This window comes from Haloarcula sp. HT12 (assembly GCF_055271655.1).
The window spans coordinates 354,383-378,994 of sequence record NZ_JBUXKW010000004.1; the positions used below are offsets into that span (position 1 = coordinate 354,383).

Consider the following 24,612-nt stretch of genomic DNA (forward strand, 5'->3'; position numbering starts at 1 on the left):
GTCCCCCGTGGCAATAATGTTCTGCTCAATCCGCTGGTAACTGGTAATATGATTGCCGATAGATACGCTGCTCTCAGCTATCGACGGCCTGGTGACGCCGCGCCGAGTGACACGCAAGTCCATAGAGAGTACTGAACTGCGTATTGATGATCGTAAATCGCCATAATGTCGGGGTCGATGTTGTTATCGAGGATTATATGGCCGAACATGGTATAAAAAGATATTAAATAACCCATCGTGAACTCGATAAGATAAATAAAATATTAAAGTATTGTGGCTTGTGCCTAGATATACTATGCTTGAACTGTTTGGGTTAGTTTTTGGCGCTTTGGTTCCAGAAGTCCAATACAGGTCGAGTAATTGATCGATCTCCGTTTGGAAATTAGACTTCGGTTTCGCCCAGCGGAACCCGTACAGTAATCGTGGAGCCGGTTTGTTCGTTCTCTTCAAAGCTGATTGACCCCCCGGCGATCTGTATGAGCCAGTAGGCGGACCAGAGTCCCAGACCCTGGCTGTGATTGAGTGGCTCTTCGATTTCACCATCGAGGACGCGCTGTTCCATTTCGGGCAATCCGGGGCCCCGATCGGAGATCGCTATTTCGAGTTGATTCTCCGAGTGGCTCTTGATCTCTACTTTGACGGGTTGCTCGTCGTCCACGTGTTCGATAGCGTTTTGGAGAAGCTCGATGAGCGCTCTTTCGACGACCGCTAATACCGTCCTGTCAGTATCGATTTCACAGTTCAGTTCGACGCTGCCACCGGGCATCCGGGCCGCCTCTTCCCGGAGTGCTGTAATGACGGTCCCGATTGCTTGCTTTTCGTGCTGCTCTCGGTCGAGTAGCTGCTGTAACTCCCGGGCCTTCTCAGTCTCTCTGAGCAATCGCTCGCAGCGATCGAGCACCGTCTGGAGCGCGCTTTGCGCTGCTTCGTCCGCAACTGCGTCCATGACGAACTCCACTTGCCCTTGAATCACACTCAAATCGTTTCGAATATTGTGTCGGAGAATACGATTCAGAACGCTCAACCGCTGCCGGTCAAGTAGCCGGTCCGTGATTTCGTTTTGCATGGCAACATACCCGGTAATGGTTTCGTGGTCGTCGGTGATCGGGGCAATCGTCTGAACCGCCTTGTATTTCTCTCCGGATTGGCGTTGATCGGTAATGACTTCCTCCCACACCTCTCCACTGCGAACCGTTTCCCACAGCTCCTGGAAGTATGTTTCATCGTGTTCGTCGGCGTTGAGAATCGTGGGCGTTTCGCCTATTGCTTCACTGCTGGAGTAGCCGGTCAACTCTTCGAACGCCCGGTTGACGTACTGAATCACGCCGTCCGGATCAGTAATATACACTGCGGTGCCGGCCTGGTCGACGACCGTTTGGAACCGCCGAAGTGACTCTTCGCGTTCGATAGCCTCGGTGATTTCTCTGGAAACGCCCACGATCTGGGTGACCTCCCCATCGGAGAAAATCGGTGCGAGATTCGTCTCGAAGGTTCGGTCCGTTCCGTCTAGTCGGTACGTTTCGACGCTCGTGATCGGTTCACCCGCTTCGAGACATCGCTGATACGCTGCAGTCGCTTTATCGGCAGTTTCGGTATCATACAGATCGTAGACCGTTTTCCCCGTCACATCCGCCGGTGGCTGTTCGAGTAGGGCCTCTTCTGAGGGGTTCAGTTGAGAGATACGGAAGGTGTCACCGTCCTCGACGTCAAGCAGAAAGATCGCCTCTTGCGTGTTCTTGAGGATTGTCTCGTACTGTTCGGTGAGTCGCTGGAGTCGCCGTTCCTGTTTTTTGTGTTCTGTGATGTCCAAAGAGAGTACTGAGAGCCCATCTTCGGACGGGTAGATGTGCTCTCTATACCAGCGATCCCACGGTTCGAAGTACTCTTCGAGCGTTCGTGGCTCACCCTCAGCGAGTGCTCGATGGTAGTGCTCGTAGAAAGCGGTCTCCTTAGCTTCGGGAAACAGGTCCCATATCTTTTCGCCGAGTAGTTCGCTGGCTGGTGTGTCAAAGATCTCTTGTGCATGTTGATTTACGTAGGTGAAACGCCAGTCGGTATCCAGTGCCAGAAACCCGTCGGAAATACGTTCGAGGAGTTGCAGCGGGTCGTGTTTTGCTACGTCCTGGAACGTGCGGGTTTTGTGCTCGACCACTGCGCTATCGATTCGGTTGGCCAGTAGCTCGTACTGCTCGGTACCGGACTGTTTTTGGAGGTAGTCTGTTACTCCGGCAGCGATCGCTTCGGATGCGACTTCTTCGGACCCCTTCCCAGTAAACAGAATAAACGGAAGGTCGGGATAGTCGTCACGCACGCTTTTGAGAAAGTCGATCCCGTTCTGTTCTGGCATATCGAAGTCGGACACGATGCAGTCGAAATCAGCAGTGGCGAGTCGATCCAGCCCGTGGGCTGCGCTCGCCGCCGTCTCAATCGTGAATCGCTCGTCTTCGTGTTCGAGATACGTCGCAACTAACGCTGCCAGTTGCGGATCATCATCGACGTATAGGACGGAGATCGATTCCTCGGATGCGCTCATCACTCGCACACCATACTGGTCTGTCAATCACACACACTCAAAACATGTTTGGTGGTAGTATGTAATGATCTCACCAGCCGGAACCACAGATTCACACTAACGTGTGTGGCAATCCCATCCAGAAACATGGTTCGTGATCACAGTCAATCGACAGATCGATTCAGGAACGTCTCCGATCGCCTAATCAAACGCCCGCAACTCAATAAAAAGCACATCACATCCGAGGACTTATTGGTAGCCTGTATCGATAAAAGGGCTTGAGGGCAGAGGATAACATATTTTTACCGACGCTTGTCAGCATCTATCGATGCCCTCCCCAAACAATCGACAGCCTGCTGGCGGTGCCCTCGTTATTGCCGGCCTCACGATCATAGTCCTCGGATTTGTTCTTGTCCCCCATCCTGGTGAGGTCGAGTCCATACATACGATCGAACGGACCGTCGAAGTTGACGAGGTCCCGGATACCAAGACCGTAACGCCCGTTGCAGAACTCTCACCGGAAGCAAAGTCAGCATTTCGAGACGCCTTGGCTACCGACGGTAGTCACACCGTCTATGGCGCCGAAAACCGGGCACCGGAATGGCGGTACACTGACGACGTTGGCTACTACTACGTACAGAGCGAGGGTACAATATACGAAGTGACGACAACGGGGTCGTCATCACAGATTTTCGACTACGTCAAGATAAGTCCCTTTCTCCTCATCGGACTCGCGATGGGCAGCGTCGGGATTCGGCGGCTGCGAGGGGGCTGATACTGTCGGCTGTACGTCTGTGAAAAATATCGCCACCCCGGGTAGCGAGTATCTGAACTAATTACAATCAACATGGTGAGAAGTACACACCGGCCGAGATCGCCACAGTGACAGCCGAACAAAGCACGTACTACCGGCTCTTGGGGCCCGGCGACCCGTGTTTAGTTTAGCTTCTGACGGTGTGTGAGCCAGCAAGCCCCGGTTGTCATCGGACGCGAAGCGTCTGATTGCCCGCGATCGGCGGCGAAGCGCGAACCAAGTTACAGGGGCAGCCAGATCCGGTTTCCGAGCTACAGACCGGTCCCACTGTCACTCACACTACCACTTACCGGCTGCAACAACAGTTTTAATCTCGCTTAGCCCCCCATACTGGAGTAGTATAGTGTCCGATCTTTCACCGACTCTCAATCCAGTCTTTGTAGCCTACGTTCTTCTGTTCGGGATTGCGGCACTCGCCTGTTTCGCGAGTCTCCCCCGTGCCCGTGCGATCACCAACGGCGGCACCCGGCGGGGACTGGTCGCTCTGCTCGTCACAAGCGGAGGATGGTCGGTCGCCCACCTCGGATTCCTCCTCGCTCCGTCTGTCGAACTCAAGCTCGTGTTCTACCACATTGGCCTGCTCATCGGGCTCAGCACCGTCGGACCGTGGCTGTATTTCTGCTCGGCGTACACTGGGCGCAATCTCCACAAATCCACCTCGATCCGACGGGCCGCTGTCGCGATCTTCCTCATCATCTCGCTCGTGAAGGTCACGAACCCGCTTCACCAGCGATACTTCCAACCGGAGGTGCTGGTCACCCCGTTTCCACATATATCTATCCTCTCTCAAGAACTGCACTGGCTCGCCATGGGGCTCGCCTACGCGCTCGCCGTCGTCGGCTACTTCATGCTTTTTGAGCTGTTCCGGCAGGTGGGCCACGACACCACGTCCCTGCTCGGGTTGATCGGGCTCACCGGGCTCCCGATTGTCCTCGATGCGCTCGCAGTCGTCAGTCCGACGATACTCAATATCACGTACGAACCACTGGGCGTGGCCGCGTTCGCCATTGGCGTGCTCTTCGTATTCATCGACGATTTCCAGACCGTCCAGCTAACCGGACAGCAGGACGATCCAGTCCTTGTGTTGGACGACGAGTACCGGATTCGCGATTTTAACACGAAGGCCAAAGAGCTGTTTCCGGAGCTTGAGGTGAACGAGGATATCGGGACAGTGGTCCCCGAACTCGCCGAGTATATTACTGGCAGTGAGGAGAACACCATCTTCGAACTCGAAATGGCTGGCGGGCTCAAGTATTACCACCTCGGCATCAGGCCGTTCACGACCGATCAGAGCCGCCTGGGAACGTCGGTTGCGTTCACCGACGTGACCGAACGCGAGGAGTACCGCCGTGAGTTGGAGCGCCAAAACGAACGACTGGAACAGTTCGCGAGTATGGTGTCACACGACCTGCGAAACCCGCTCAACGTCGCACAGGGACGCGTTGGCTACCTCCGGGAGGAAGACGACAACGAACACCTTGCCGCGACAGCCCGCGCCCTCGACCGGATGGAAGGGCTCATCGAAGACGTGCTCGCGCTTGCCCGGCAAGGCCAGCCGATAGCCGAGCGTGAGCGCGTCACCCTCTCCGCCGTTGCCCAGGAAGCCTGGGCAGTCGTTGAATCGGACACAGCGACCCTCATTATCGACAGCGACGGGACGTTTATGGCCGATACGACACGGCTCCAGCAACTCCTCGAGAATCTCTTCCGGAACGCGATCGAACACGGCGGCGCTGACGTGGAGATCAGGGTGGGGACCCTCGACGACAAAGTCGGGTTCTTTATCGCTGATAACGGGGCGGGTATCCCGGTACAGGACCGCAAGAAAGTCCTCGAATCGGGCTACTCGACAGCAACCGAGGGAACGGGGCTGGGACTGGCGATCGTGAGCGAAATCGTCGCAGCCCACGACTGGCAGATACGGGTGACCAGTAGCGACGCCGGCGGCGCTCGCTTCGAAATTGTCGGTGTCCAAATCGAGGCGTGAGTCGCCAGTCAATCCTGACTAGCTCCGGTCGGATGCCGCCTGCGAGCGGTTGGCTGTGGGGCCGGAACCGCTCCGATAGCGTGACTGGATCCGTTTGATGGCTCAGCCCTCGGAACTCAACAGCACAAGCGATCCAACATATCGACTCCGGTGCGGGATTGGACCGTCCCTTAGCAGGTCACGTCTTCGGTCGGGTCGGGATCGGCTCTGGATATCTGGAGCGCCCACACGCCGGGGCCTTTCTGTTCTATAGCAACTCGTGGCGGTGCCGATGCGAGATCTTCGAGGGCTCCGCTGACGTCGCCTGGGCGGGTATCAGTCACGAGGTGGAGCGACTCCCCGGGGGCGAGCGCATCGAACTCGGCGCGGACCTGCTCGATGCGGGCCCGGTCAGGGACGCCGCGGAGATCGAGCGCCGTGTCCGGGACGGCGACAGTTGCCCGGTCCGCCAGGGCTTCGCGCACGTCGTCGCCCAACTCACGGAAGGCTGCCGGGACATCTCCCTCGGTCGAGCGAAGCGATTCGTCGATAGGGAGCTCCGCGAGCACTTCCGTACTGAGTTCGGGATCGCTGCCAAAGGGGGCGTGGTCGTCCCCGCACGTGGGACAGGTGAACCCGGCCATGTTGACGACGGCACCGAGCACCGGGACCCCCTCCTCGCGGAACAGCGCCGTCGAGCGCTCCGTATCGCTGGCGGCAGTCGGGAACGGCGTCGTCACGAACACCGCCCCGTCGACGGGGAACGACTGCAGCGTCGTCAGCACGATGTCGCCGGTCCCCGGCGGCAGGTCAAGCACGAGCGTGTCGACGTCCCAGGCGGCGTCGGTCAGCAGTTCCTCGACGGCCTCGTGGGCCATCGCGCCGCGCCAGGCCATCGGTTCGTCGTTGGCGATCAGCCCGACGCTGACGACCTGCAGGCCATCGACCTCGACCGGCTCCGCCCGACCGTCGGCAGTCGAACCGAGCGGCCCCTCGATGTCGAGCAGTTCCGGCGTGTTCGGGCCGTACACGTCGGCGTCGAACAGGCCGACCCGCTCGCCGGCTGCGGCCAGTCCTCGCGCCAACTGAGTCGCCACAGTGGTCTTGCCGACGCCGCCTTTCGCGCTGGCGACGGCGATGATGCGGTCCACGCCGGGCACGACAGTACCGTGGTCCGGCTCTGCGATATCCGATTCCAGTCGGACCTCCTCGACACCGCCACACTCTAGCACCGCCGCGCGCATCCGGTCGGCGAGCGTGTCGGCCGCAGCGGGGTCCATCTCGGACAGCGTCGGGTCAACCGTGACAGCCCCGCCGGAGACTGCGACGGAATCTACCAGGCCCGCGGCGACCACGTTTTCGTCGCCGTCGGGAGCGGACACAGTTCGAAGCGCTTCCCTGACAGCGTCTTCCGTGGGTTCGGAGTTCTTTTCGGACATGTTACCACGTCTCCCCGTGTTCGGTCTCCGGCTCGGGGCCGTCGTCGTCATCCATCAGTGTGCCGCCGTAGGGACTGTACTCGACCTCGAACACGCTGTCGATGCGCTCTAACAGGTCTTCCCGCTGTGCGATGACCTCCGTGTCGAACTCGGCAGACTCCAGTGCCGCGACGAGTCCGTCGTCGTCGAGCCGCCCGTCGCCGTACGCGGCGGCGACGCCGTCCCGGAACGTGTCGGCGTTGCGCCGACACCGCAGCCCCTCGTCGATGTCCGTCTCAGCCTCGCCCCGGTCCCCGTCCAGCGGGACCGCCTCGAAGTGCTCGATGGCCCGCCGGTCGAACTCGGCTGCCTTCGAGAGCACTTCGGTCGCCTGCTCGACCGGGCTCAGCGCCGCCCAGGCGTCCCGTGCGGCGGGTGCGACCATCGTGTCGACGACGTCGTCCCAGTTCGTCGCTCGCTCGGGGTCTTCCAGCGCCTCAGCGACGAACGCGCCGACGTGGTCCTCCGGGATGGTCATGCCCAGCGACGACTCAAGACCGCCGCCATCGTCGCTTTCTGACTCCTTCTCGTCCTGTGCCGCTGCCGTGCCGGTCGAGTCGAGTTCGTATGGCATCGTCAGGTCCTGTCCTCCGGGTCGGTGTTCAGGTCGCGTCGGGGGTCGAACCCGGGCGCGCCGCCGGGGGCTGGCGACCCGCTCCCGGCCCCGGTAGAGCCAAAGGAGCCGGCAGGGTCGTAGCCGTCGACGGACTGTTCGGCGGGCGTATCCGGCCCGCTACCGGGAGCCGACGGCGGCCCGATCTCGACATCTAGTTCCTCGGGGTCGGTCCCACGGGCGCTCGCGAGCGCCTGCTTGGCCGCGCGGGCCACGTCCTCGCTCTGGTCGGTCACGCCGTGAGCTTCAAGGGCCTGCTCGGCCCGGTCGGTCCCGAGGTCGCCAAGGCTCTCGGCGGCTTTCGCCCGGGCGAAGGCGTTGGGCTCCCGGGCCAGCATCGCGGCCAGGATCCGTTCGGCCTCCGATACGTCCGCCGCGACGCCGCCGAGGAACTGCGCGGCGTACTCGCGGACGGCTGGATGGGGGTCAGTCTTGATACAGTCGATGAGTAGCGGCTGGTCGGCGTCGCCGCGCTTGCCCAGCGCGATGACCGCGTTCCGTCGCACCCAGCCGCTGTCGTCGTCAAGCGCACCTTTCAGCTGGTCGGCGTCGCCGCCGACCCGCGAAAGGGCGACGACGGCTTCGGCTCGGACCCACGGCTCTGGGTCGTCGAGCGCCTGCCGGACAACGGCGGGCTCGGCCCCGGCGACACCGAGGGCCTCCACGGCAAACTGCCGTACTTCGGGGTCGTCGTCTTCCAGCGCGCGCTCTCCGAGCGCGTCAATCGTCGGTCTGTCGAGACCGGACTCAGCCGCATCGACCAGTGCGATGGCGGCGTCCTGCCGGATCCGCACCCGCCGAGCGTCCAGCGCGTCTCGGACCGCCGCCTCCGTCTCGCCCGGCGTCCGACCGCGCGCACTCCAGTTCTCGTAGCTCATCGCGCCAGCCTCCAGTAGAGGATCGTCCAGCCGGCGACCGTCGCCGCGACGAGCGTTCCGATTGAGGTGAACAGCGGGTTGCTGCTACCGCCCGAACCACCGTCGCCGCCACTGGAATCGCCCCCTGCGGCGCTCCCTGAACTCGAACCGTCCCCGCTGCCGCCGCTCTCGGGTGCCGTGAGTTCCCCGGATGTGGTGTCCAGCGTGCTGTACTGCATCGTCAGCGATTTCTTGCCGTTGACCTCGTCTGCACTTCCGTTCCAGACGGCGAAGGCCAGATACATCGTCTCGTTCTGTGAGAAGGTCGCGTCGTGTTGTCCTTCGCCGGTGTGATCGCGAACGAAGACGACGGACCACTCGTCGCCGTTGCGCGTGGCCTGCGCGTCGACGTTCTGCTGTGGGGCGTTGCTCAGCGACCCATACCCCGCCGCGTAGTAGTTCTGGCCATAGTTTTCATATTGGCTCTGTGAGAGGGGGTTTCCAGCGGCCATGCCCGGTTTGGTCTCCCCATCCGGGTGGGGATAGGCGTACATGTCCCCGCTCCACTCGGCCTCCTGGTCGTTCCCGTACTGCCACTGGGACCGCCAATACCAGATGTTGACCGGGTCGCCGTCCGCACCCATCGTTATCGGCGGCTTCTCGCCGCTGCTCAGCATCACGGCCGCGGCGTCGCTGTAGTTCTCCGGCGACCGGATGTTCGTGTCCTTCGTCGGGTCCTCCCAGGTCAGTCGGAAGGCGATGTGGGTCTCGTTAGTGAGCGCCTGCACCTCCATCTCGTCGATGCTGCCGCCGCCGTAGGGGACGGCCATCTGCTGTTTCGACAGCGACACAGTCCGGGACGGGGCCTCGGACCAGCGGTCGCTCTCGGCGGTCTGTGGCACCTGGTCCGTCGCGACCATCGGCTGCTGGCCACCGGTGACCGCCGCCGCGACGGCCATCTGGCCGGCGACCAGGAGCGCCATGACGAGCGCCGTCGCCGTCGTCGCCCGCCGGGCCGCCTCGTAGTCCAGGTCAACCATCGGCTCTCACCCCCGTCCCGGGCGACACCGGATCGGGATGGCTCGCTTCGTCGAACTCGACGAGCGCCGCCGCTAGGTCCGCGGCGGCGGCGTAGACGGCGCACGTTTCGGGCACGTCACGGTCGGACGTGCCCCCGCCGTCGACGGTTGTCCGGACCCGATGAGCGAATGCGGGAACGAAGTCGCCGAGATGCTCGTCCAGTACCGTCGCGCCCGCTCGTGCGAGGCGAACGGCCGTCTCGTCGTCGCCGTCGTCGAGAGCGACCGCCCGCTGTGCGGCAAGCACCTGCAGCAGTTCCAGTTCGACGGTGACGTGATCGTGGCGCTCGTCGAACTCGTCGCTGATTTCGAGGCCGAACTCCTCCAGCAAGCCGACGACCGTAGCGATGCGGCGCTGGCTCTCATTGACCTCGTCGCCGGTGGTGTAGTGGGCCTCGTAGGGGACGACTGGATAGGTTCCTTCGTCGCTCGGGAGGCCGAACAGCCGATTGTACGCTGGTTCGAGCGAGTCGCGGTCGACGCCCTCCAGCGCGCTCAGCAGCGCGTCGACCTCAGTTTCGAGGTCAAGGGCGGCCCCGGCCTGCCGGACAGCGTCCTGTACCTCCTCGTCAATCAGATCGCCGACGACGGCTTCGTCGGGGTACTGGAAGACCGTCGCGGCGAACCCGTACAGTGCGGCGCGTCGCGTGTGGTGTTGTGGCGTGTTCTTCATTGTACGCACCTCAGGGCTGGTTGGTCCACTGTTCGCCCTCGCGGACCTCCATGGGCTCTTCGATTGGCACGTCGACGACCTTCTCGCCGTTGCGGTCCCACCCCTTCACGCGGTTCTCCTTGACGTTGTAGGTCTCGATGAGCCGCGTCGTCGCGCCGAACAGCTGGAGAATCCCGAGGACCTCGTGGCTGGGGTTGCGGGCCCGCTCCTGCACGATGCGGACCGACTCCTCGTAGGTGTCGCCGGGCCACTCGTTTTCCTTGACCTCGGTATTTGGCGTGAACATTTGGGTCAGGAACTCCGGCGGGACGTGGTACGGCGGCATGTAGAACACCTGCGGCTGGGTCCCGAATTGCGGGTACAGCGGCAGTGCCACCTTCTCGTCGGAGTGGACGAGGTAGTTGATTGGCGAGCGACCAGACGCGGCGGAGGATTTGCCCCCCGCCGGTCCGGCGTCCGGCCCGCGGTTGATGTTGCCGTGGAGCCGCGTCTTCCCGATGCAGGAGGAGACACACCGCGGGACGTTCCCCTCCTCGATGCGGGGGTAGCAGCCGACCGGTTTTTCGGTGACGCCGGTTTCGGGGTTGTACATCGGCTTGTGGTACGGACAGGCCTTCACACAGCGACGGTAGCCCCGACAGCGCTCCTGGTCCAGCAGCACGATGCCGTCCTCCTCGCGCTTGTAGATGGCCTTCCGTGGACAGGCCGCCAGGCAGGCGGGGTTCTTGCAGTGGTTACAGAGCCGCGGGAGGTAGAACTGCCAGATGTCGTGGTACTCGTCGTTTTCGAGGTCGGATTCGACGACTTCGCCCTCGGGGTACTCCCCGTGGACCTGGTCGTCGCCCAGCGCGGGGTATTCCCACGCTTGTTTCTCGGCGATGTACCCGCGGACCTGCTCGCCGTTCTCGGCGGCGTCGAAGATAGTCTGGTCGGCCTCTAAATCGTCGAGCAGCCGCATGTCCCAGCCCATCGGGTAGCCGCCGTAGGGCTCGGTCTCGACGTTCATCCACCACATGTACTCCTCGCCCTCGCCGCTGGTCCAGGTGGACTTGCAGGCAAACGAGCAGGTGTTGCAGTTGATACACCGGTTCGTGTTGATGACCATCCCCCAGTGGTAGTCCCGCTCCTCCTCGCGATGTTCGTAGGGGTAGCTGTGCTCACGGCCGAGTTGTGGGTTGTACGTTTGTGCCATCAGTCGTCACCTCCGGACGTCTTCGCTCCGCTACTGCCGCTTGGCTGCAGGGACCCGCCGATGTAATCCTCGACGAGGTCGTCCCGGCGGGCGTCGCCGGGCCACCAGTCCGCTTCTTCGTACTTCTCGACGTCCACGAGGTCGTCCCGGTTGGTCCCCGTCGGGGCCCACACCGTCTCCTCGTAGCCGTGTTCCAGTTCCGCGCCGTGCCAGGCGATGTCCTCGTCGACGATGTCGGAGATGTTCGGATCGCCGAACACCGCCTTGTGGACGAGGTCGTCGGTCTCCTGCAGCGGGTCGAGCCAGATGTTGGTGATCGTGTTGTACCCCTTGATGCCGTCCTCGTCGGCCTCGTCGTCCGGGAAGTGCTGGGGCCACCAGCCGTGCCACAGCGTCAACTGCCCCATGTCGCCGGCCGACCGCGGGCGCTGGCGTTCGCTGACCATCGCCCTGACGACGAGGTCGCCGCGCTTGCCGGTGATACGGACGTAGTCCCCGTTCTCCACGTCGATGTTCTCCGCGTCGCTGGGGTGCATCTCGACGAAGGCCTCACCGAGCGGCGCGACGTCTTCGGATTCGCCGTCACCAGTGGGGAACGAGAAGTCGTCGACCAGCCGGTCGGTCCCCTCAGGGTCGCCGCTGACGCTGCCGAAGTCACGCGAGGCCCAGATGAGGTTCCAGTCGGTCATCCCCCACGAGGAGTGGGTCCGGTACTTCGGGTGTGGGGTGTTGTAGTAGAACTGGTTGCCCTCGTCATGATAGAGGGGGTTCTCCTCGTCCTTGGCCTCGTCCCACTTCTTGTTCACGCCGTAGGGGGTCCCCTCGACGCTCTCGACGTGGTCGATGTCGTCCCGGTCGAGTTCGATGAAGCGGTCCTCCTCCTTGTGGAACTCCATCCGACCGGTCTTCGTGTAGAACGGCCGGTCCTCGTGGACCTGCGAGTAGAACGGAATCCGCGGGTACGTCTTCAGATCCAGCCGTTCCGGGCCGTCTTCCAGGTCCTCCACATCGATGCTTTGGGTGGTCATTCCGCGGTCGAACGTCTCCTGGATGTAGTTCGTTACGTCGCCATCCTCGTCCAGGAACTCCTCGAAGTACGCCCGGTAGGAGTCGACGTTTCGCTCTTCGGGCGGGATCTTCTCGTCGAGTTTCTCGGCGACCATCGCGACGGCCTCCCCGTCCTGCTTGGTGTCGTAGATGGGGTCCATCACGCCGTGGTCCATCTGGACGAAGGGGTTCTCCGGTCCGATGGTGATGTCGGGATACTCACACTCCAGCCACGACGGCACCGGAAGCACGATGTCGGCGTGCCGGGCGGAGTAGGTCATGTGCATGTCCGAGACGATGAACAGGTCGTTTTCCGTCTCGGGGTGTTTGACGAAGTTCTCGATGACGTGCTCCTGATGTTTGGTCTGGTTCAGGAGGTTGCAGTTCATCGTCCACAGGATCGACGGCTTGGACATCGTGAACGTCTTGCCCCCTTCGGGGATTACCGGCTCCTCGGCGTCGCCCTGGGCAACGAGGTCCATCTCGCGGTCGAAGTCCCCACGGACGTCGTGCGGGTCGAGTTTCTCACCGCCGAAGAAGGCGAAGGCGTAGCCCGGATACATCCCGTGGGCGGAATTGCCGTCGGGGTTGACGTAGTGGGGGTAGCCGTCCAGCAGTTCGATCTTGTACTGGCCGGAGTAGTTGTAGTACCCCTGGCCGGCGTCGCCGATGTTGCCCAGCATCGCCTGGACGAGGAACACGGCCCGTTGGAGCGCGTCGTTGGAGTGGAACCAGTGGTTGATGCCCTCGCCGGTGAACCACTGGCCCTTCTCGGCGTCGGCGAACTCCCGCGCCGTCTGGGCCAGCTTGTCCGCCGGAATCGTGGTGATCTCCTCGACCGTCTCCGGGTCGTAGTTCTCGATGATGTTGTCACGCTGGCGGGCGAAGTCGCTCTGGACGGTGACTGTCGACCCGTCGGTCAGTTCGATATCGGTGTCGACGTCTAACTGTGGCGTGGTCGGCATCTCCTCGCCAATTTCTTCGCGGGTCATCGCTACCGGCTGGCCGTCCTCGCCCAGCACGACGAAATCGCCCCAGTCGTTGTGTTCGTGTTGCTCCTCGATGTCTTCCGGAGGTTCCTCGTGGTCCTCGAACACCTCGTGGGCGCGGAGGTACTTGCCCGTGTCCTCCCGGATCAACAGCGGGAGGCTCGTGAACTTCCGCATGAACTCGGGGTCGTACAGGTCCTCGTTGATGATGACGTGGGCGATGCCGAGCGCGAACGCCGGGTCGCTGCCGGGGCGAATCGGGAGCCACCGGTCGCACTTCTGGACCGTCGGCGAGTAGTCCGGGTAGACGCCGACCATCTTCCCGCCGCGCTCGCGGGTCTCCTGCAGGAAGTGGTTGTCCGCGAGTTTGTTGTGGATGAGGTTCTTCCCCTGGATGATTGTGTAGTCGGCCTTCCGCCAGGCGGCGGCGTCGGCGTCGGAGGTCTGATACCCCGTCGTGATGACGTGGCCCGGCGGCAGGTCGGCGTACCAGTCGTACTCGGTCCATTCGCAACCGCCGAAGATAGATGCGAGTCGGCGGCCCGAGCCGTGGCGGGTGAACAGCCCGTCGGCCTTGATGGCGTTGAAGATGTGGAACCGCTTGTTGTCCTCCAGACTGGCCATCTTCTCTGCGATGAGGTCGATGGCTTCGTCCCAGGAGACCCGCTCGAACTCGTCTTCGCCGCGGCCCTCCGGGTTAGGGTCCTCGGGGTCCCACCCCTTCCGGACCATCGGGTACTTGATCCGGGATGGCTCGAACGTCCGGCGGTGTAGCGACAGCCCCTTCATACACCCACGGGGGTTCCAGTGCTGGCTGACGCCGGCGTCCTCGTAGCCCGACGGGCCGACTGAAGGCTCCTCGTTGTGGTACACCTGCTCGGCCCGTATCGGGACGCCGTTTTTCATGTAGAAGTTCAGTGCACACGACTGCGTACAGTTGGGGTGACACACCGTCCAGTCCACCTCGTCGTACGCGTAGATGTCGTGGTACACCTGTTCCCAGTCCCGGTTGGGGTAGGACTTGAGCGGGTTATCCACGCTCGTTATCGGTTCTGTGGACTGTGTCGCGCCCCAAGCACCTTCGGCGAGTGCACCGACCGTCCCCGCGCCAGCCGCGGTCAGAAAGTCCCGCCGTGACAGTTTCACCGACGATCACTCCGTTGGACAGCGCGTTTCTGCATGGTAGGTACCCACGGCTTTTGCTAAATGAACAATACCACAGGTTCTCAATTGGTGAGACACGGTACGAAGATATTCGGCGAAAATAGGTATAGGAAGGAGTGTCCGTCTCCAAATAGTCGCTGAGTCAAGACTATGGCGAGTTTCCGGTCCCCCTTTCGTACCCGAACCGCTTGATCGCGGAACGGATTTCCAACCACCCCACTGTCGGGTGTGTCTATAAGGCCACGGTGGACACGCCGTGTCTCGCCGGGGTCTGTAGTGACTCCCGACTGCTTTTGAGTTCTATCGAGATGAGCAGTGACTGTATTCGATCCGTGGAGGTCGCCAAAGATATTTTGCTCCCGTCGACCGAACGGTTGTGTGTGGGTGATCGGGCTTGTTACCGGGAGTACTGTCCGGACTGCGACACTCCGGTGACGATTGTCGATGAGAGGTGTCCGTCGTGTGGTCGGCCGCTTGATATTGAATGAAGAACGGAGACTCCATCCGCCGGTCGTGGCGACCTCGTCCCCGTGCTCCGTCAATCACTCCGACAAGCCGGATCGGTCAGCCGCTTGTGTCTGCTGGGTCTGCGTCTACTGGACTCCACACCGGGAATAGAGTTCCTGGTCCGTACTCTCATCAGGAGTACAGTGAGTACAAGAGCATGACGAATCCGACGGCGGTGAAACTGCTCTGAATGATCGTACTTTCGACAACAGAAAGCGAGAGGAGCTGATGAGCACTTCCCGCGAGTAGGGTTCCGGCCGTGATGAACCCAATTCCCATACAGAGCGCTCGTAGGTACGACGCTTTCTTTCGGCGGTAGGCCTTGTACGTGAGCCACGTCAGCACGGTTCCACAAACAAGAATCACTGTTTTGATTGTCACCAAAACAAGTGTGTCCAGTTGCATTCTGGTTCGTACTCTCGCTGACGGTCTATTATATAACTTGGACGATTACCAGTATCTGAAAACAGTATTCCCGATTATCGGCAAAATTAGGCCCTAATACAGCTATTTACGTTAATGAATATCGCGAACATATTCCCGTTCTACACCAAATGGGGCCTGGATATTACATGTCTCACAATACACTCTCTGTTAGCCATCCCTGACGAGGCTACCACTGCTGTGACGTGTCGATACTCGGCCCGTGACCAGATCAGCCGCAGGCTACAGCTTTCCTATCCAACGTTCCTCCTGCGGCAACACTTCACGACCCGGTTTTTGTGCTCCCGCTGAAAAGCGGACATCGGGTGGCGATGGGCACTGACGTGCCACCCGCAATCCACTAGTCAGAGGCACGAGGGTCTGGACCCAAGGCATGGAGTGAAACGAACGGGACAAAGCTGAGTGGCCCGTCGTGGGGACCAGAACCCGTTTAGTCATAATGCACTCTTGATGAATAGCTCTTATGGCAGTAAGTCACACACTGACAAAGTTATCACTCCCCATCTGATGGCTGGTCCACTCCCCTGTAAGACGGAACATAAGTATCCGTTTCAATAACCAGCGTCAGAACGCAGCACGGGTGCTGACACCAAGGAATGGTGGGCTGCCGGGGGGTAGGTGTGGGAGTCGCGTGCAACCCACCACTCGGAGTCATCATCCACGACGACGGGTTCTGGACCCGGGCCAATCGATGAACTTGATCGGATTCCAGGGGAGATTGAGCGGGGACCAGAACCCAACCAAACGGTATGTAGTTGGTACAAAAAACCATTGTGATGTTTTATGTTATTTTATTGGCTTTGCGATGACTGAGTATCCACGATGTACCGTCGGGAGGGGATGGTAACTGGTAGGCCTACGGCGAGATCGACATGGTACTAGTGTTTTCGTCCGTCGATGAAATCGGCGTCCAATCAGTCTGCGCGTGGCAGCTTGACGACAAAAACGGTTCCCGTCGGCTCATTGTCTTCGACCCAGATATCGCCGCCATACTGGGCGACCAGCGTCTGAACGAGATAGAGCCCGATCCCCGTCCCTGAGCTACCGAGTCCGCGCTCCCCTTTTCCAAACACGACCTCTTTCTCATTGTCCGGAATCCCCGGTCCGTTATCGGCAATCCGAACCTCGACATCGTCGTCGTGGACCTCACAGGTCACCTCGACAATCGGGGTCTCCGCATCGTTGTGTTGGACGGCGTTGTTCAGCAGATTCCGAAAGACCGAACTGAGCATGCTATTACCCGCGACTTCGACCTCTGGGAGCGGGCGATCCAGACGGAACACTGCCGCGGGGAACGATTCCTCGCGCAGCGACAACTCCGTCTCGATAACCGAACAGAGCGACACCGGCTCCACGGTTAGATCCTCGTTTGAAACAACCGTTTCCACGTAATCGCGGGCTATCTCAGTCAGTTCAACGACGTGTTCACCGCTTGAGAGAATTTTCTGTAGGTACTCCTCCCCTTCAGTATCGACGTGGGTTTCGAGCATCTCCGCCCAGCCCAGTACGACCATCATATCGTTTCGAATATCGTGGCGGATGATCCGGTTCAGGAGTTCGAGTTCCTGCTCGCGACGCTTTTGTTCCGTGATATCTGTACAGATCCCGACGACTTCTGCGACCTCGCCGTCATCATCTCGAAGAAGCACCTGCCGCGTGAGTACCCAGCGAATCGACCCATCCGGTCGTACGACGCGGCCCTCATACGTGTGATCGGTGAGTCCCTGATCTGAAGATCGGATATTCTTTCGCACACGGTCCCGGTCTTCGGGGTGGATGGTATCGAGTAACCGAGTGACGTCATCTTTGACTTCTTCGGGAGGAATTCCCCAGATATCCTCGAAGCCCGCACTGATATAGTCGAATTCGGCGGGTCCGGTGGCCGTCCATAGCGCAACGCCATCGAGTTGATTGAAGAGGCTCCGGAACTCGTGTCGTTGCCCAAGCGACGCGTTACTCATACTCACTCATTCACCCCGAGCGGAATAAATACCGGTTACTGTTCTCATACCGGTGTATAGTGTCCCAAAACTAGCAAGAACCGTGCCAGCCACAGGGTTTAGACTGAATAGAGATAGTACGAATCAGTCGTGTGTGAGTAATCGGACACGAGTTTGGGGCGGTCCCGGTTTCTCACGGTATAGGAACGAAGTGGGTATTACTTGTCTTCTGATCTACGAGATATCGTATGACACTTGTTGTCCCCTTCGACGGCTCCGAATTGGCCGAGGCAGCACTCGTCCGTGCGACGGAGTTCGGCACCGTCTTCGAAGAGGACGTGTTGGCCGTCAGTGTCATCCGGAAAGGGAATACCAAGTACGCTCGGGAACACGGCTGGATCGGACCCAACGAAGAATTCGATCTAAAGACAGTTGTCACTACACTGCACGAACAAGTGGCGGACCTGTGTCCAAGCTCGGATTTCCGACACAAAGTCGTGGATCGGTACGCACCATCCGGATCTGTATCGAAAGCCATCCGCAAGATGGCCCAGAGAGAGGACGCCTCGATGGTATTCATCGGAAGCGAGAACGCCGGACATCTCGTCACAAGTATCAGTAGTGTTGGAGGATCGGTTGCTTCGGACGACGCCTACGATGTCGTCATCGTTCGAAACCGGAGCCCCGCCAAGATCGCCAAACTCAGGAACACGTCCCCGCACAGACAATCGAAATCCGATTTTTATCTCCCGGAATAAGTGACAATGAGTCTCTGGCAACAGAGCCGAGATTCGATGCTCGAACTCGGACCGGCCTTCATCAAAATCGAGCGGGTTCTTTCGACACGCCCCGATATCGTGCCACGGATCTATGCTGACGCTTTCGGAACTCTCTAGGACGAAGTTCCCGAAAACGCGGGAGGGTATCCACGACACATCGTTGAACAGGAGCGCGGCGACGAACTCGATCAGTCGACACTCGAAGCGATGCCTTACGACCGATGCCGGCTCTCACACCCGAAGTTTGACAATTCGGAGGGCTGAACCCTACAGAATGGTCGAGATTATCGACTCGCTCCTCCTTCGCCTCCTCGTTGCCTTCGGTATTGGCGCTCTCATCGGACTGGAACGGGAACAGGCGAAATCTGGGGGAACGTTCGCGGGCAGTCGGACGTTTCCGCTGTTTGCCCTCATCGGCGCAACCGTCCAGGCGTCCTTCCTGCCCTCTTACCCGTCATAGTCCTCGCGCTTGCAGTCCCTCTCACCGTCGCGTATGTTGGGAAAGTTCTGACCGAAGGGGATATCGGGCTCACGACGGTGACCGCTGCAGTACTCACTGTCATCCTCGGTGCGTTGGCAGCGGCCTCCGAGCGCGGGACGATCTTTGCGATCATTCTGGGCGGAATTGTGACTGTCCTCCTGTCGGCCAAACCAACGATCCACGGTTTCGTCGACCAGATCGACGAACGTGAGCGCCGTGCCTCTCTCAAATTCATCCTCGTCGTGCTGGTCGTGCTGCCGATCCTGCCCGATCGTGAACTCGATGCCCTGTACGGCCTCAATCCACAATTCATCTGGCTGATGGTCGGTTTTGTCACCGGGCTGAGCTTCGTTGCCTACATCTTGAGCCGCGTGGTCGGAGCCAAACGGGGAATCGCCCTCACAGGAATCCTCGGCGGGTTCGTCTCTTCGACCGCAACGACGGTTTCGATGGCCGAGCGAATCAGCGAGACACCCGAACTCTACAAGATCGGATCGTTCTCGATTGTCGTCGCGTCGATCGTCATGTTTCCGCGTGCACTCGTCGAGGTCGCCGTCGTCAATCCGGCATTACTCCCTCGCGTCGTCGTCCCGCTCGGGGTAATGACTGGTGTCGGTGTGCTTATCGCTGGCATCGTCTACTGGCAATCGACTACGGAGTCAGCGGTCGAGACTGAACTCAGGAACCCGTTTCGTCTTCGACCGGCACTGTTTTTCGGCGCTGTTTTCGCAACCGTGCTTTTGGTGTCCCAGTCCGCGAATACCTGGTTCGGCGACACGGGGATCTATGCGACTGCGTTTCTCTCGGGGCTCGCTGATGTCGACGCGATCACGCTTACGCTGAGTGCACTCGAAGCGGACGGTGACATCGCTCCCGAAGTGGCGACCACCGGCATCGTCATCGGCGCTATCGCGAATACGCTCACGAAGGCCGGACTCGCATTGTTACTGGGGACGGTCAAACTGGGCCGGCGAGTGACTGTCGCTCTTGGTGCCGTCGCCGTCGCCGGAATCACTGTTCTCGCACTGTGATACGTTACGCTACTGAAGGCGCGTCGCTTCTGAGAGAACGCGTCTGAAAGCCTTGAAACGGTTGCCAGCGAGGGGTTTGAGTGGTTGAGATTCTGCCGTACGGCCCGTGGACGTGGGAAACAGGCTGGCGGGACGTCAGGCGTCGAAAGACCGGTCGGGCCGGATCCGCGACAGTCGCATCGCGTTTCCGGTAACGCCGAGGCTCATCCCCATGTCGCCGACCACGACCGCGAGCGCGACGCTCACCAGTCCCAGTGGGACGCCCAGTGCCAGCAGGAACTTCACGCCGAGACTCACCCAGATGTTCTGCCGGATCACGCCGTTAGCGGTGTGTGACAGCTCGTACAGGTAGGGGAGCTTTCCGATGTCGTCGCCCATCAGTGCGATGTCAGCCGTCTCCAGCGCGGTGTCGGTGCCGGCAGCACCCATCGCGATGCCGACCTCCGCGGTGGCGAGCGCGGGCGCGTCGTTGATCCCATCGCCGACCATCGCGACTTGACCGTACTCAGCCTGCAACGCCTCGACCGCGCCGACTTTCTCGTCCGGCAGGAGTTCGGCGCGGTACTCGTCGACACCGACTGCCTCGGCGATAGCGCGGGCGGTGCCCTCGTTGTCGCCGGTCAGCATCACGACCCGTTCGACACCGAGTTCCTGCAAGCGCTGGACAGCCCGCTTCGAGGCTGGGCGTACCTCGTCGGCGATGGCGATGGCGCCCAACAGTTCAGAGTCCGTGCCGACGATGACGACCGTCTTGCCCTCCCGCTCCAGCGCAGCAAGCGCGTCCTCGGCGAACGCCCCGGCGTCGGACACAGCTGTCTCTTCGGGCACGACGCCACCGTCAGACCGACGGTCTGCCGAGCCCCCGCTCGCGCCGCTCCCGGGGACACCGTCTGTCTCGTGACGAGCCCGAGAGAGGTCAAAGCCCAACTCCTCGAAGAGCGCTGGCTTGCCAGCGTAGTACGTCTCGCCGTCGATCTCCCCGCGGATGCCCTTCCCGGTGAGGCTCTCGAAGCCCGTCAGACCGGGCAGCTCGTCCACACCCGCTTCGTCAGCGCGAGCGAGAATTGCCGCGGCGATCGGATGCTCGCTGCGGCGCTCCAGTCCAGCAGCGTGACTGAGGAGCGTCGCCGCGTCGGTGTCGCCGGCAGGAACGACGTCTGTGACGGCGAGTTCCCCCTTCGTGAGCGTGCCCGTCTTGTCGACGGCGACGGCGTCGACCTCGCCCATCGCCTCGAGATAGTTGCCGCCCTTGATGAGAACGCCGTTTTTCGCGGCGCTGGTGATGCCCGAGACCACTGAGACGGGCGTCGAGATGACGAAGGCACAGGGGCACGCGATCACCAGCAGCGTGAGCCCGCGGATGAACCACGTCTGCCAGTCGCCGGCGAAGCTGACGCCGTACCCGGCCACGGCCACCGTCACGGGGTCGGCGATGATCAGTGGCGGAATGGCGGCGGTCAGGATCGCCAGCACGACGACGACCGGCGTGTAGTAGCCCGAGAACCGGTCGACGAACTGTTCGGTGTCGGTCTTTTTCGCCTGCGCGCCCTGCACCATCTCGATGATGCGCGAGAGCGTCGAGTCGCCCGCCGTCGACGTGACCGCCACTTCGAGGTACCCCTCCTCGTTGATTGCGCCGGCGTACACTTCGTCGCCGCTGGTCTTGTCGACGGGGACGCTCTCGCCGGTGATCGGTGACTGGTCGACCGCGCTCTCGCCCTCGACGACCGTGCCGTCGAGCGGGATCTTGTCGCCGGGGCGAACTACCACGGTCTCGCCGACTGCCACTTCGTCGGCTGGTACTGTCACTTCCTCGCCGTCGCGCACGACGGTGGCCTCGTCGGGTGACAGCTCCATCAGCTCACGTAGGGAGTCCCGTGCCCTGTCCATGGCGTAGTCTTCGAGCAACTCGGCGATGCTGAACAGGACGGCAAGCGTCGCGGCCTCGACGAAGTAGCCGATACCGGTCGCGGCGATGATGGCCGTCCCCATCAGCAGGTCGATATCCAGACTCCGGTTCTTCGCGGAGTAGTAGCCGCTGCGGACGACGGGGACGCCGCTGGCAGCGACTGCCCCCAAAAACAGCACGTCGGCGACGCTCAGCGGATAACCGAGCACGCTCGCCACCGCGACGTTCTGTGCCGTCAGGAGAAACTCGAAGAGGAGGCCGAGCGTGACCAGCGCCGCGCCGACCCACGTTTTCATCGCGCGGGGACTCGTCCAGACTTCTGAGGGCGGGGCGATGTCGGCACCTTCGCCCGGTTCTGTGCTCCCATCGCCGTCGGAGTCCGAACCTCCGACGACCTCGTAGCCAGCGGCCTCGATCGCCGTGACCACGTCGGACTCGCTGCTGCTATCAGGGTCGTACGTGACGGTGGCCGTACCGGTGGTCGGCTGGAGCGTCGTGTCGACAACGCCGTCGACGCGCTGGAGGCTCTTGTCGACCTTCTGGGCGCAGGAGGGGCAATCCATCTCGGGAACTGCAAGGCGTGCAGTCAGCCTCCGTCCCTGCTCACCAGCCTGCCCTGCTGCATCCGGATTCTCTGTCATTACCGGTAATAGGGGTGGTAGTTCGATAAGCCTTGGTTGGAATATTCCAAATCGAGTGTTAGCGTGACGCCGACGGCTCTTCTGTCACTCGCTCGCCTGTGACGTGTTGTTTCGCTAGGTATTCCTCCGCCCGACGCAGTCTGTAGGTGAGCGTCGACCGTGGGACATCGAGATGCTCGGCCAGGTCGCCGACATCGATCTCTCGGGGCGATTCGTAATAGCCGTGCTCGACGGCGGCCCGGAGCGCGGCCTCTTGCTCCGGCGACAGGTCATCCCGTGTCCCGTCGGATTCAGTCATCGACGCCGTCGTGTTCGCAGTTCGCAGTATCTCCATCCGGGCGCTTGCCCCGACGGCCGCCGCGAGGGCGTCGAAGAACGCGGCCACGTCACCCTCGCCGGAGTGGATGAGCCGCCACGTGTAGTGACGGCTCTCGTGACGCGTCTCGAACAGCACGCCCTCGCCGAGGTGATCGTGAGCGATGTGGGGAACCGAGGCACAGGCGGGCGTCCGCTCCCAGTCGGAGTAGAGGACAAGCGTGTCGTCGGTACGGTCGAGGACGCGAGTGGTCTGGGTGGCACCGCAATCCTCGGTGGTGAGACAGTTAGTGTAGTAGTCGTTAGAGAGAAAGGCGTCCGCTATGGCGTCGAGCGCATCGGGGGTTCCGGTGGCGTGGTCGACCCGCCAGAGACGGTCAGCGGTGGCATGCAGCGAGAGCGAGCGCACGCGGGCCTCGGGATGCTCAGCCAGAGCGTCGGCCACCCTGTTAGAACCCGGCTCGTATTCGAGGGCGAAGGCGAGTTCGCGCATACCCATCGTACGGGAGGGTCTGATAAAACACATCGGCTCGTTGCTACCCAGCGTTGAGGAGGGTCAGATCGCGTCGTCGGTTTCGGTCACTCCCTGTATCCGCTGGGTGTCGGCGCCGTGTTGATCGCTGCTGGGGGTAGCGCCGACACGGACGAGAAGGCTCACTTGGCTACGTATCTTCTTATTTGGATTTATTTCTCGCAATTCACCACATTCTACAACCAATTTCGCGGTTATTGTTTCCAGAATAGTTATTTTACGATCATTCTAGAGTAGAAGCACTCATTATTTCGATAAAATAGGAGTTTATTTCCCTATAATACCTCCACACCTATTGCTTTAGAGTTATTTCTATAATTAGATAGATGCGGTCGTTTTATTTCAACACCTGAGGTCCATACTGAGAGTGGGACTCAGAAATATCTCACGGCCGCTGCAGGTAGGTCTGAGAATCCGTCTCCTTTTTCCCCTTCGTTGTCGCAGCTATGAAACCGACACTGGCACGGTCCCGTGGAAATCGGTGTCGACTGTGTTCGCCGACCGAACAGGCCCCGGAGACCACGAATGAAACGTCGTCCTGTGAGACTGTGCTGCCACGGTCAATACAGACGACTTAGTCGGCGACGTTCGCTACCTGATCGTTCGCACTTGCGGTCGAATTCTTTGTGTCTGCTATCGCTGATCCACGGTAAACCGCCGGTGCTTCTCTCACACGCCCAGTTCTACTAATCCGACTGACCCACGAGCGGCCCGCATACCACTGCCGACTACCGTTCTTCGCATTGGGACCGTCGGTTCAAGAGCAGGTGACCACCGCCAGTTCCTGCACCAGCCGAGATCCTCGGGAAACCGTTTTAGATAACAGAAGTACATCTGTTATCTATTTCCGTTTTGACGGCCACTCATTTCAATTCGCCGTGAGGTTGACCTGGATGGATTTCGTCGTGCTGAGGACTTGCCCGGTGATGTCTTCCCTGAGATATCGGCCGTTCAATCGGTCAACAGGGCCACAAACCCCCAGCGCAGCGACCCGATCACCATTGACATCGGGGAGCGGGGCGGCAACGCCGATTATCCCTTCATACTGTTCTCCTCTGCAGAACGCGACACCGTCGTCGCGGATTCGGCGCAGTTCCTCGGTGAGCTCGTCTGGATCGACGATGGTCGCGTCGGTGGGTGCAACGAGCTCCGTTTCGTTGAGAATCGATTCGACGCGATCACTCGGGAGCGACGACAGCAGTGCCTTTCCCATGGCGTTGACGTGGAGTGGCAACCGTTCGCCTGCGTGGAACGGGACTGACCAGCCGTCTTCGGGTTCGGAGATCGACACCGGAACACCGGCCGTTTCTTCGAGAACGAACAGCGTCGCTGTTTCCCCCGTTGCCGCCGCGAGATTCTCCAGTTGCTGTTTCGCCGCCTGATAGAAACTGAGGCCCTCGCGCGTCCGCTCACCGAGGGCCAGTGGGCGGAGCGACGCCTCGTATTTCTCTGCGCGCTTGACAACGTATCCGGCCGCACGCAGCGTCGAGAGGTGGTTGTGGGCGACGCTCTTGGAAACCTCGACGATATCCGCAAGTTCTGTGACGCCGACAGGCCCGGTCGCGTCGACAAGCGCTTCTAGAATCGCTACCGAGGTCTGGGTCGCTTCAACCGCATACTGTGGTTCGTCAGTCATTGTACTCCGTTTC

16 protein-coding genes and 2 pseudogenes are annotated in these 24,612 nt (G+C 60.9%); 5 read left to right on the forward strand and 13 right to left on the reverse strand.

All coding sequences use genetic code 11. From position 1 onward, the window contains the following. Window positions 1-382 precede the first annotated feature (382 nt). Entirely contained in the window at window positions 383-2,533 is a 2,151-nt protein-coding gene (locus ACY9XZ_RS14745) for a PAS domain S-box protein (RefSeq protein ID WP_463457782.1), read from the reverse strand. A 307-nt stretch (window positions 2,534-2,840) separates the two neighbouring features. On the opposite strand from ACY9XZ_RS14745, the gene ACY9XZ_RS14750 reads away from it, so the two are divergent. Both ACY9XZ_RS14750 and ACY9XZ_RS14755 read left to right on the forward strand, forming a co-directional pair. Beyond that, window positions 2,841-3,287, forward strand: coding sequence for a hypothetical protein (locus tag ACY9XZ_RS14750; protein ID WP_463457783.1), 447 nt, complete (start codon window positions 2,841-2,843; stop codon window positions 3,285-3,287). A gap of 382 nt (window positions 3,288-3,669) precedes the next feature. Next, window positions 3,670-5,313: a sensor histidine kinase gene (locus ACY9XZ_RS14755; protein WP_463457784.1), complete on the forward strand. Its 1,644-nt coding sequence runs from the start codon at window positions 3,670-3,672 to the stop codon at window positions 5,311-5,313. 170 nt (window positions 5,314-5,483) lie between these two features. Here the strand turns inward: ACY9XZ_RS14755 and ACY9XZ_RS14760 are convergent, their stop codons facing one another. From ACY9XZ_RS14760 to ACY9XZ_RS14800, 9 genes are all read right to left on the reverse strand, one after another. Then, window positions 5,484-6,731 (reverse strand): P-loop NTPase, encoded by a 1,248-nt coding sequence (locus ACY9XZ_RS14760; protein ID WP_463457785.1) that lies wholly within the window; start codon window positions 6,729-6,731, stop codon window positions 5,484-5,486. Window position 6,732: 1 nt separating this feature from the next. After that, the gene (locus ACY9XZ_RS14765; RefSeq protein WP_463457786.1) at window positions 6,733-7,344 is read right to left on the reverse strand and encodes a hypothetical protein; all 612 of its coding nucleotides are present in this window, start codon (window positions 7,342-7,344) and stop codon (window positions 6,733-6,735) included. Between the two features lie 2 nt (window positions 7,345-7,346). After that, on the reverse strand, window positions 7,347-8,261 hold the full coding sequence (locus tag ACY9XZ_RS14770) for a HEAT repeat domain-containing protein (protein ID WP_463457787.1): 915 nt from the start codon (window positions 8,259-8,261) through the stop codon (window positions 7,347-7,349). Further along, entirely contained in the window at window positions 8,258-9,280 is a 1,023-nt protein-coding gene (locus ACY9XZ_RS14775; protein ID WP_463457788.1) for an ethylbenzene dehydrogenase-related protein, read from the reverse strand. The genes ACY9XZ_RS14770 and ACY9XZ_RS14775 overlap by 4 nt, the downstream gene beginning before the upstream one ends. Next, window positions 9,273-9,992 (reverse strand): TorD/DmsD family molecular chaperone, encoded by a 720-nt coding sequence (locus ACY9XZ_RS14780; protein ID WP_463457789.1) that lies wholly within the window; start codon window positions 9,990-9,992, stop codon window positions 9,273-9,275. The genes ACY9XZ_RS14775 and ACY9XZ_RS14780 overlap by 8 nt, the downstream gene beginning before the upstream one ends. A 10-nt stretch (window positions 9,993-10,002) precedes the next feature. Further along, the gene (locus ACY9XZ_RS14785) at window positions 10,003-11,184 is read right to left on the reverse strand and encodes a 4Fe-4S dicluster domain-containing protein (protein ID WP_004594247.1); all 1,182 of its coding nucleotides are present in this window, start codon (window positions 11,182-11,184) and stop codon (window positions 10,003-10,005) included. Continuing rightward, window positions 11,184-14,366 carry a molybdopterin-dependent oxidoreductase gene (locus ACY9XZ_RS14790; protein WP_463457790.1) on the reverse strand — a complete coding sequence of 1,061 codons (3,183 nt, stop codon included), beginning with the start codon at window positions 14,364-14,366 and terminating at the stop codon, window positions 11,184-11,186. The genes ACY9XZ_RS14785 and ACY9XZ_RS14790 overlap by 1 nt, the downstream gene beginning before the upstream one ends. 657 nt (window positions 14,367-15,023) lie before the next feature. After that, window positions 15,024-15,296, reverse strand: a complete 273-nt coding sequence (locus tag ACY9XZ_RS14795) for a DUF7521 family protein (RefSeq protein ID WP_463457791.1) — start codon at window positions 15,294-15,296, stop codon at window positions 15,024-15,026. Between the two features lie 953 nt (window positions 15,297-16,249). Further along, window positions 16,250-17,296: an ATP-binding protein gene (locus ACY9XZ_RS14800; protein ID WP_463457792.1), complete on the reverse strand. Its 1,047-nt coding sequence runs from the start codon at window positions 17,294-17,296 to the stop codon at window positions 16,250-16,252. Window positions 17,297-17,523: 227 nt separating this feature from the next. On the opposite strand from ACY9XZ_RS14800, the gene ACY9XZ_RS14805 reads away from it, so the two are divergent. From ACY9XZ_RS14805 to ACY9XZ_RS14815, 3 genes and pseudogenes are all read left to right on the forward strand, one after another. Further along, window positions 17,524-18,033: a universal stress protein gene (locus ACY9XZ_RS14805; protein ID WP_463457793.1), complete on the forward strand. Its 510-nt coding sequence runs from the start codon at window positions 17,524-17,526 to the stop codon at window positions 18,031-18,033. 30 nt (window positions 18,034-18,063) lie between these two features. Continuing rightward, window positions 18,064-18,258: pseudogene (locus tag ACY9XZ_RS14810) on the forward strand (ABC1 kinase family protein); the annotation flags it as partial. 70 nt (window positions 18,259-18,328) lie between these two features. After that, window positions 18,329-19,566: pseudogene (locus tag ACY9XZ_RS14815) on the forward strand (MgtC/SapB family protein). Window positions 19,567-19,701: 135 nt separating this feature from the next. Here the strand turns inward: ACY9XZ_RS14815 and ACY9XZ_RS14820 are convergent. The 3 genes from ACY9XZ_RS14820 to ACY9XZ_RS14830 all read right to left on the reverse strand — a co-directional run bounded on the left by ACY9XZ_RS14820 (window position 19,702) and on the right by ACY9XZ_RS14830 (window position 24,599). Continuing rightward, window positions 19,702-22,116 (reverse strand): heavy metal translocating P-type ATPase, encoded by a 2,415-nt coding sequence (locus ACY9XZ_RS14820; protein ID WP_463457794.1) that lies wholly within the window; start codon window positions 22,114-22,116, stop codon window positions 19,702-19,704. A 58-nt stretch (window positions 22,117-22,174) separates the two neighbouring features. Next, window positions 22,175-22,924, reverse strand: a complete 750-nt coding sequence (locus ACY9XZ_RS14825; RefSeq protein WP_463457795.1) for a helix-turn-helix domain-containing protein — start codon at window positions 22,922-22,924, stop codon at window positions 22,175-22,177. Window positions 22,925-23,831: 907 nt separating this feature from the next. Next, window positions 23,832-24,599 carry an IclR family transcriptional regulator gene (locus ACY9XZ_RS14830; RefSeq protein ID WP_463457796.1) on the reverse strand — a complete coding sequence of 256 codons (768 nt, stop codon included), beginning with the start codon at window positions 24,597-24,599 and terminating at the stop codon, window positions 23,832-23,834. Window positions 24,600-24,612 lie beyond the last annotated feature (13 nt).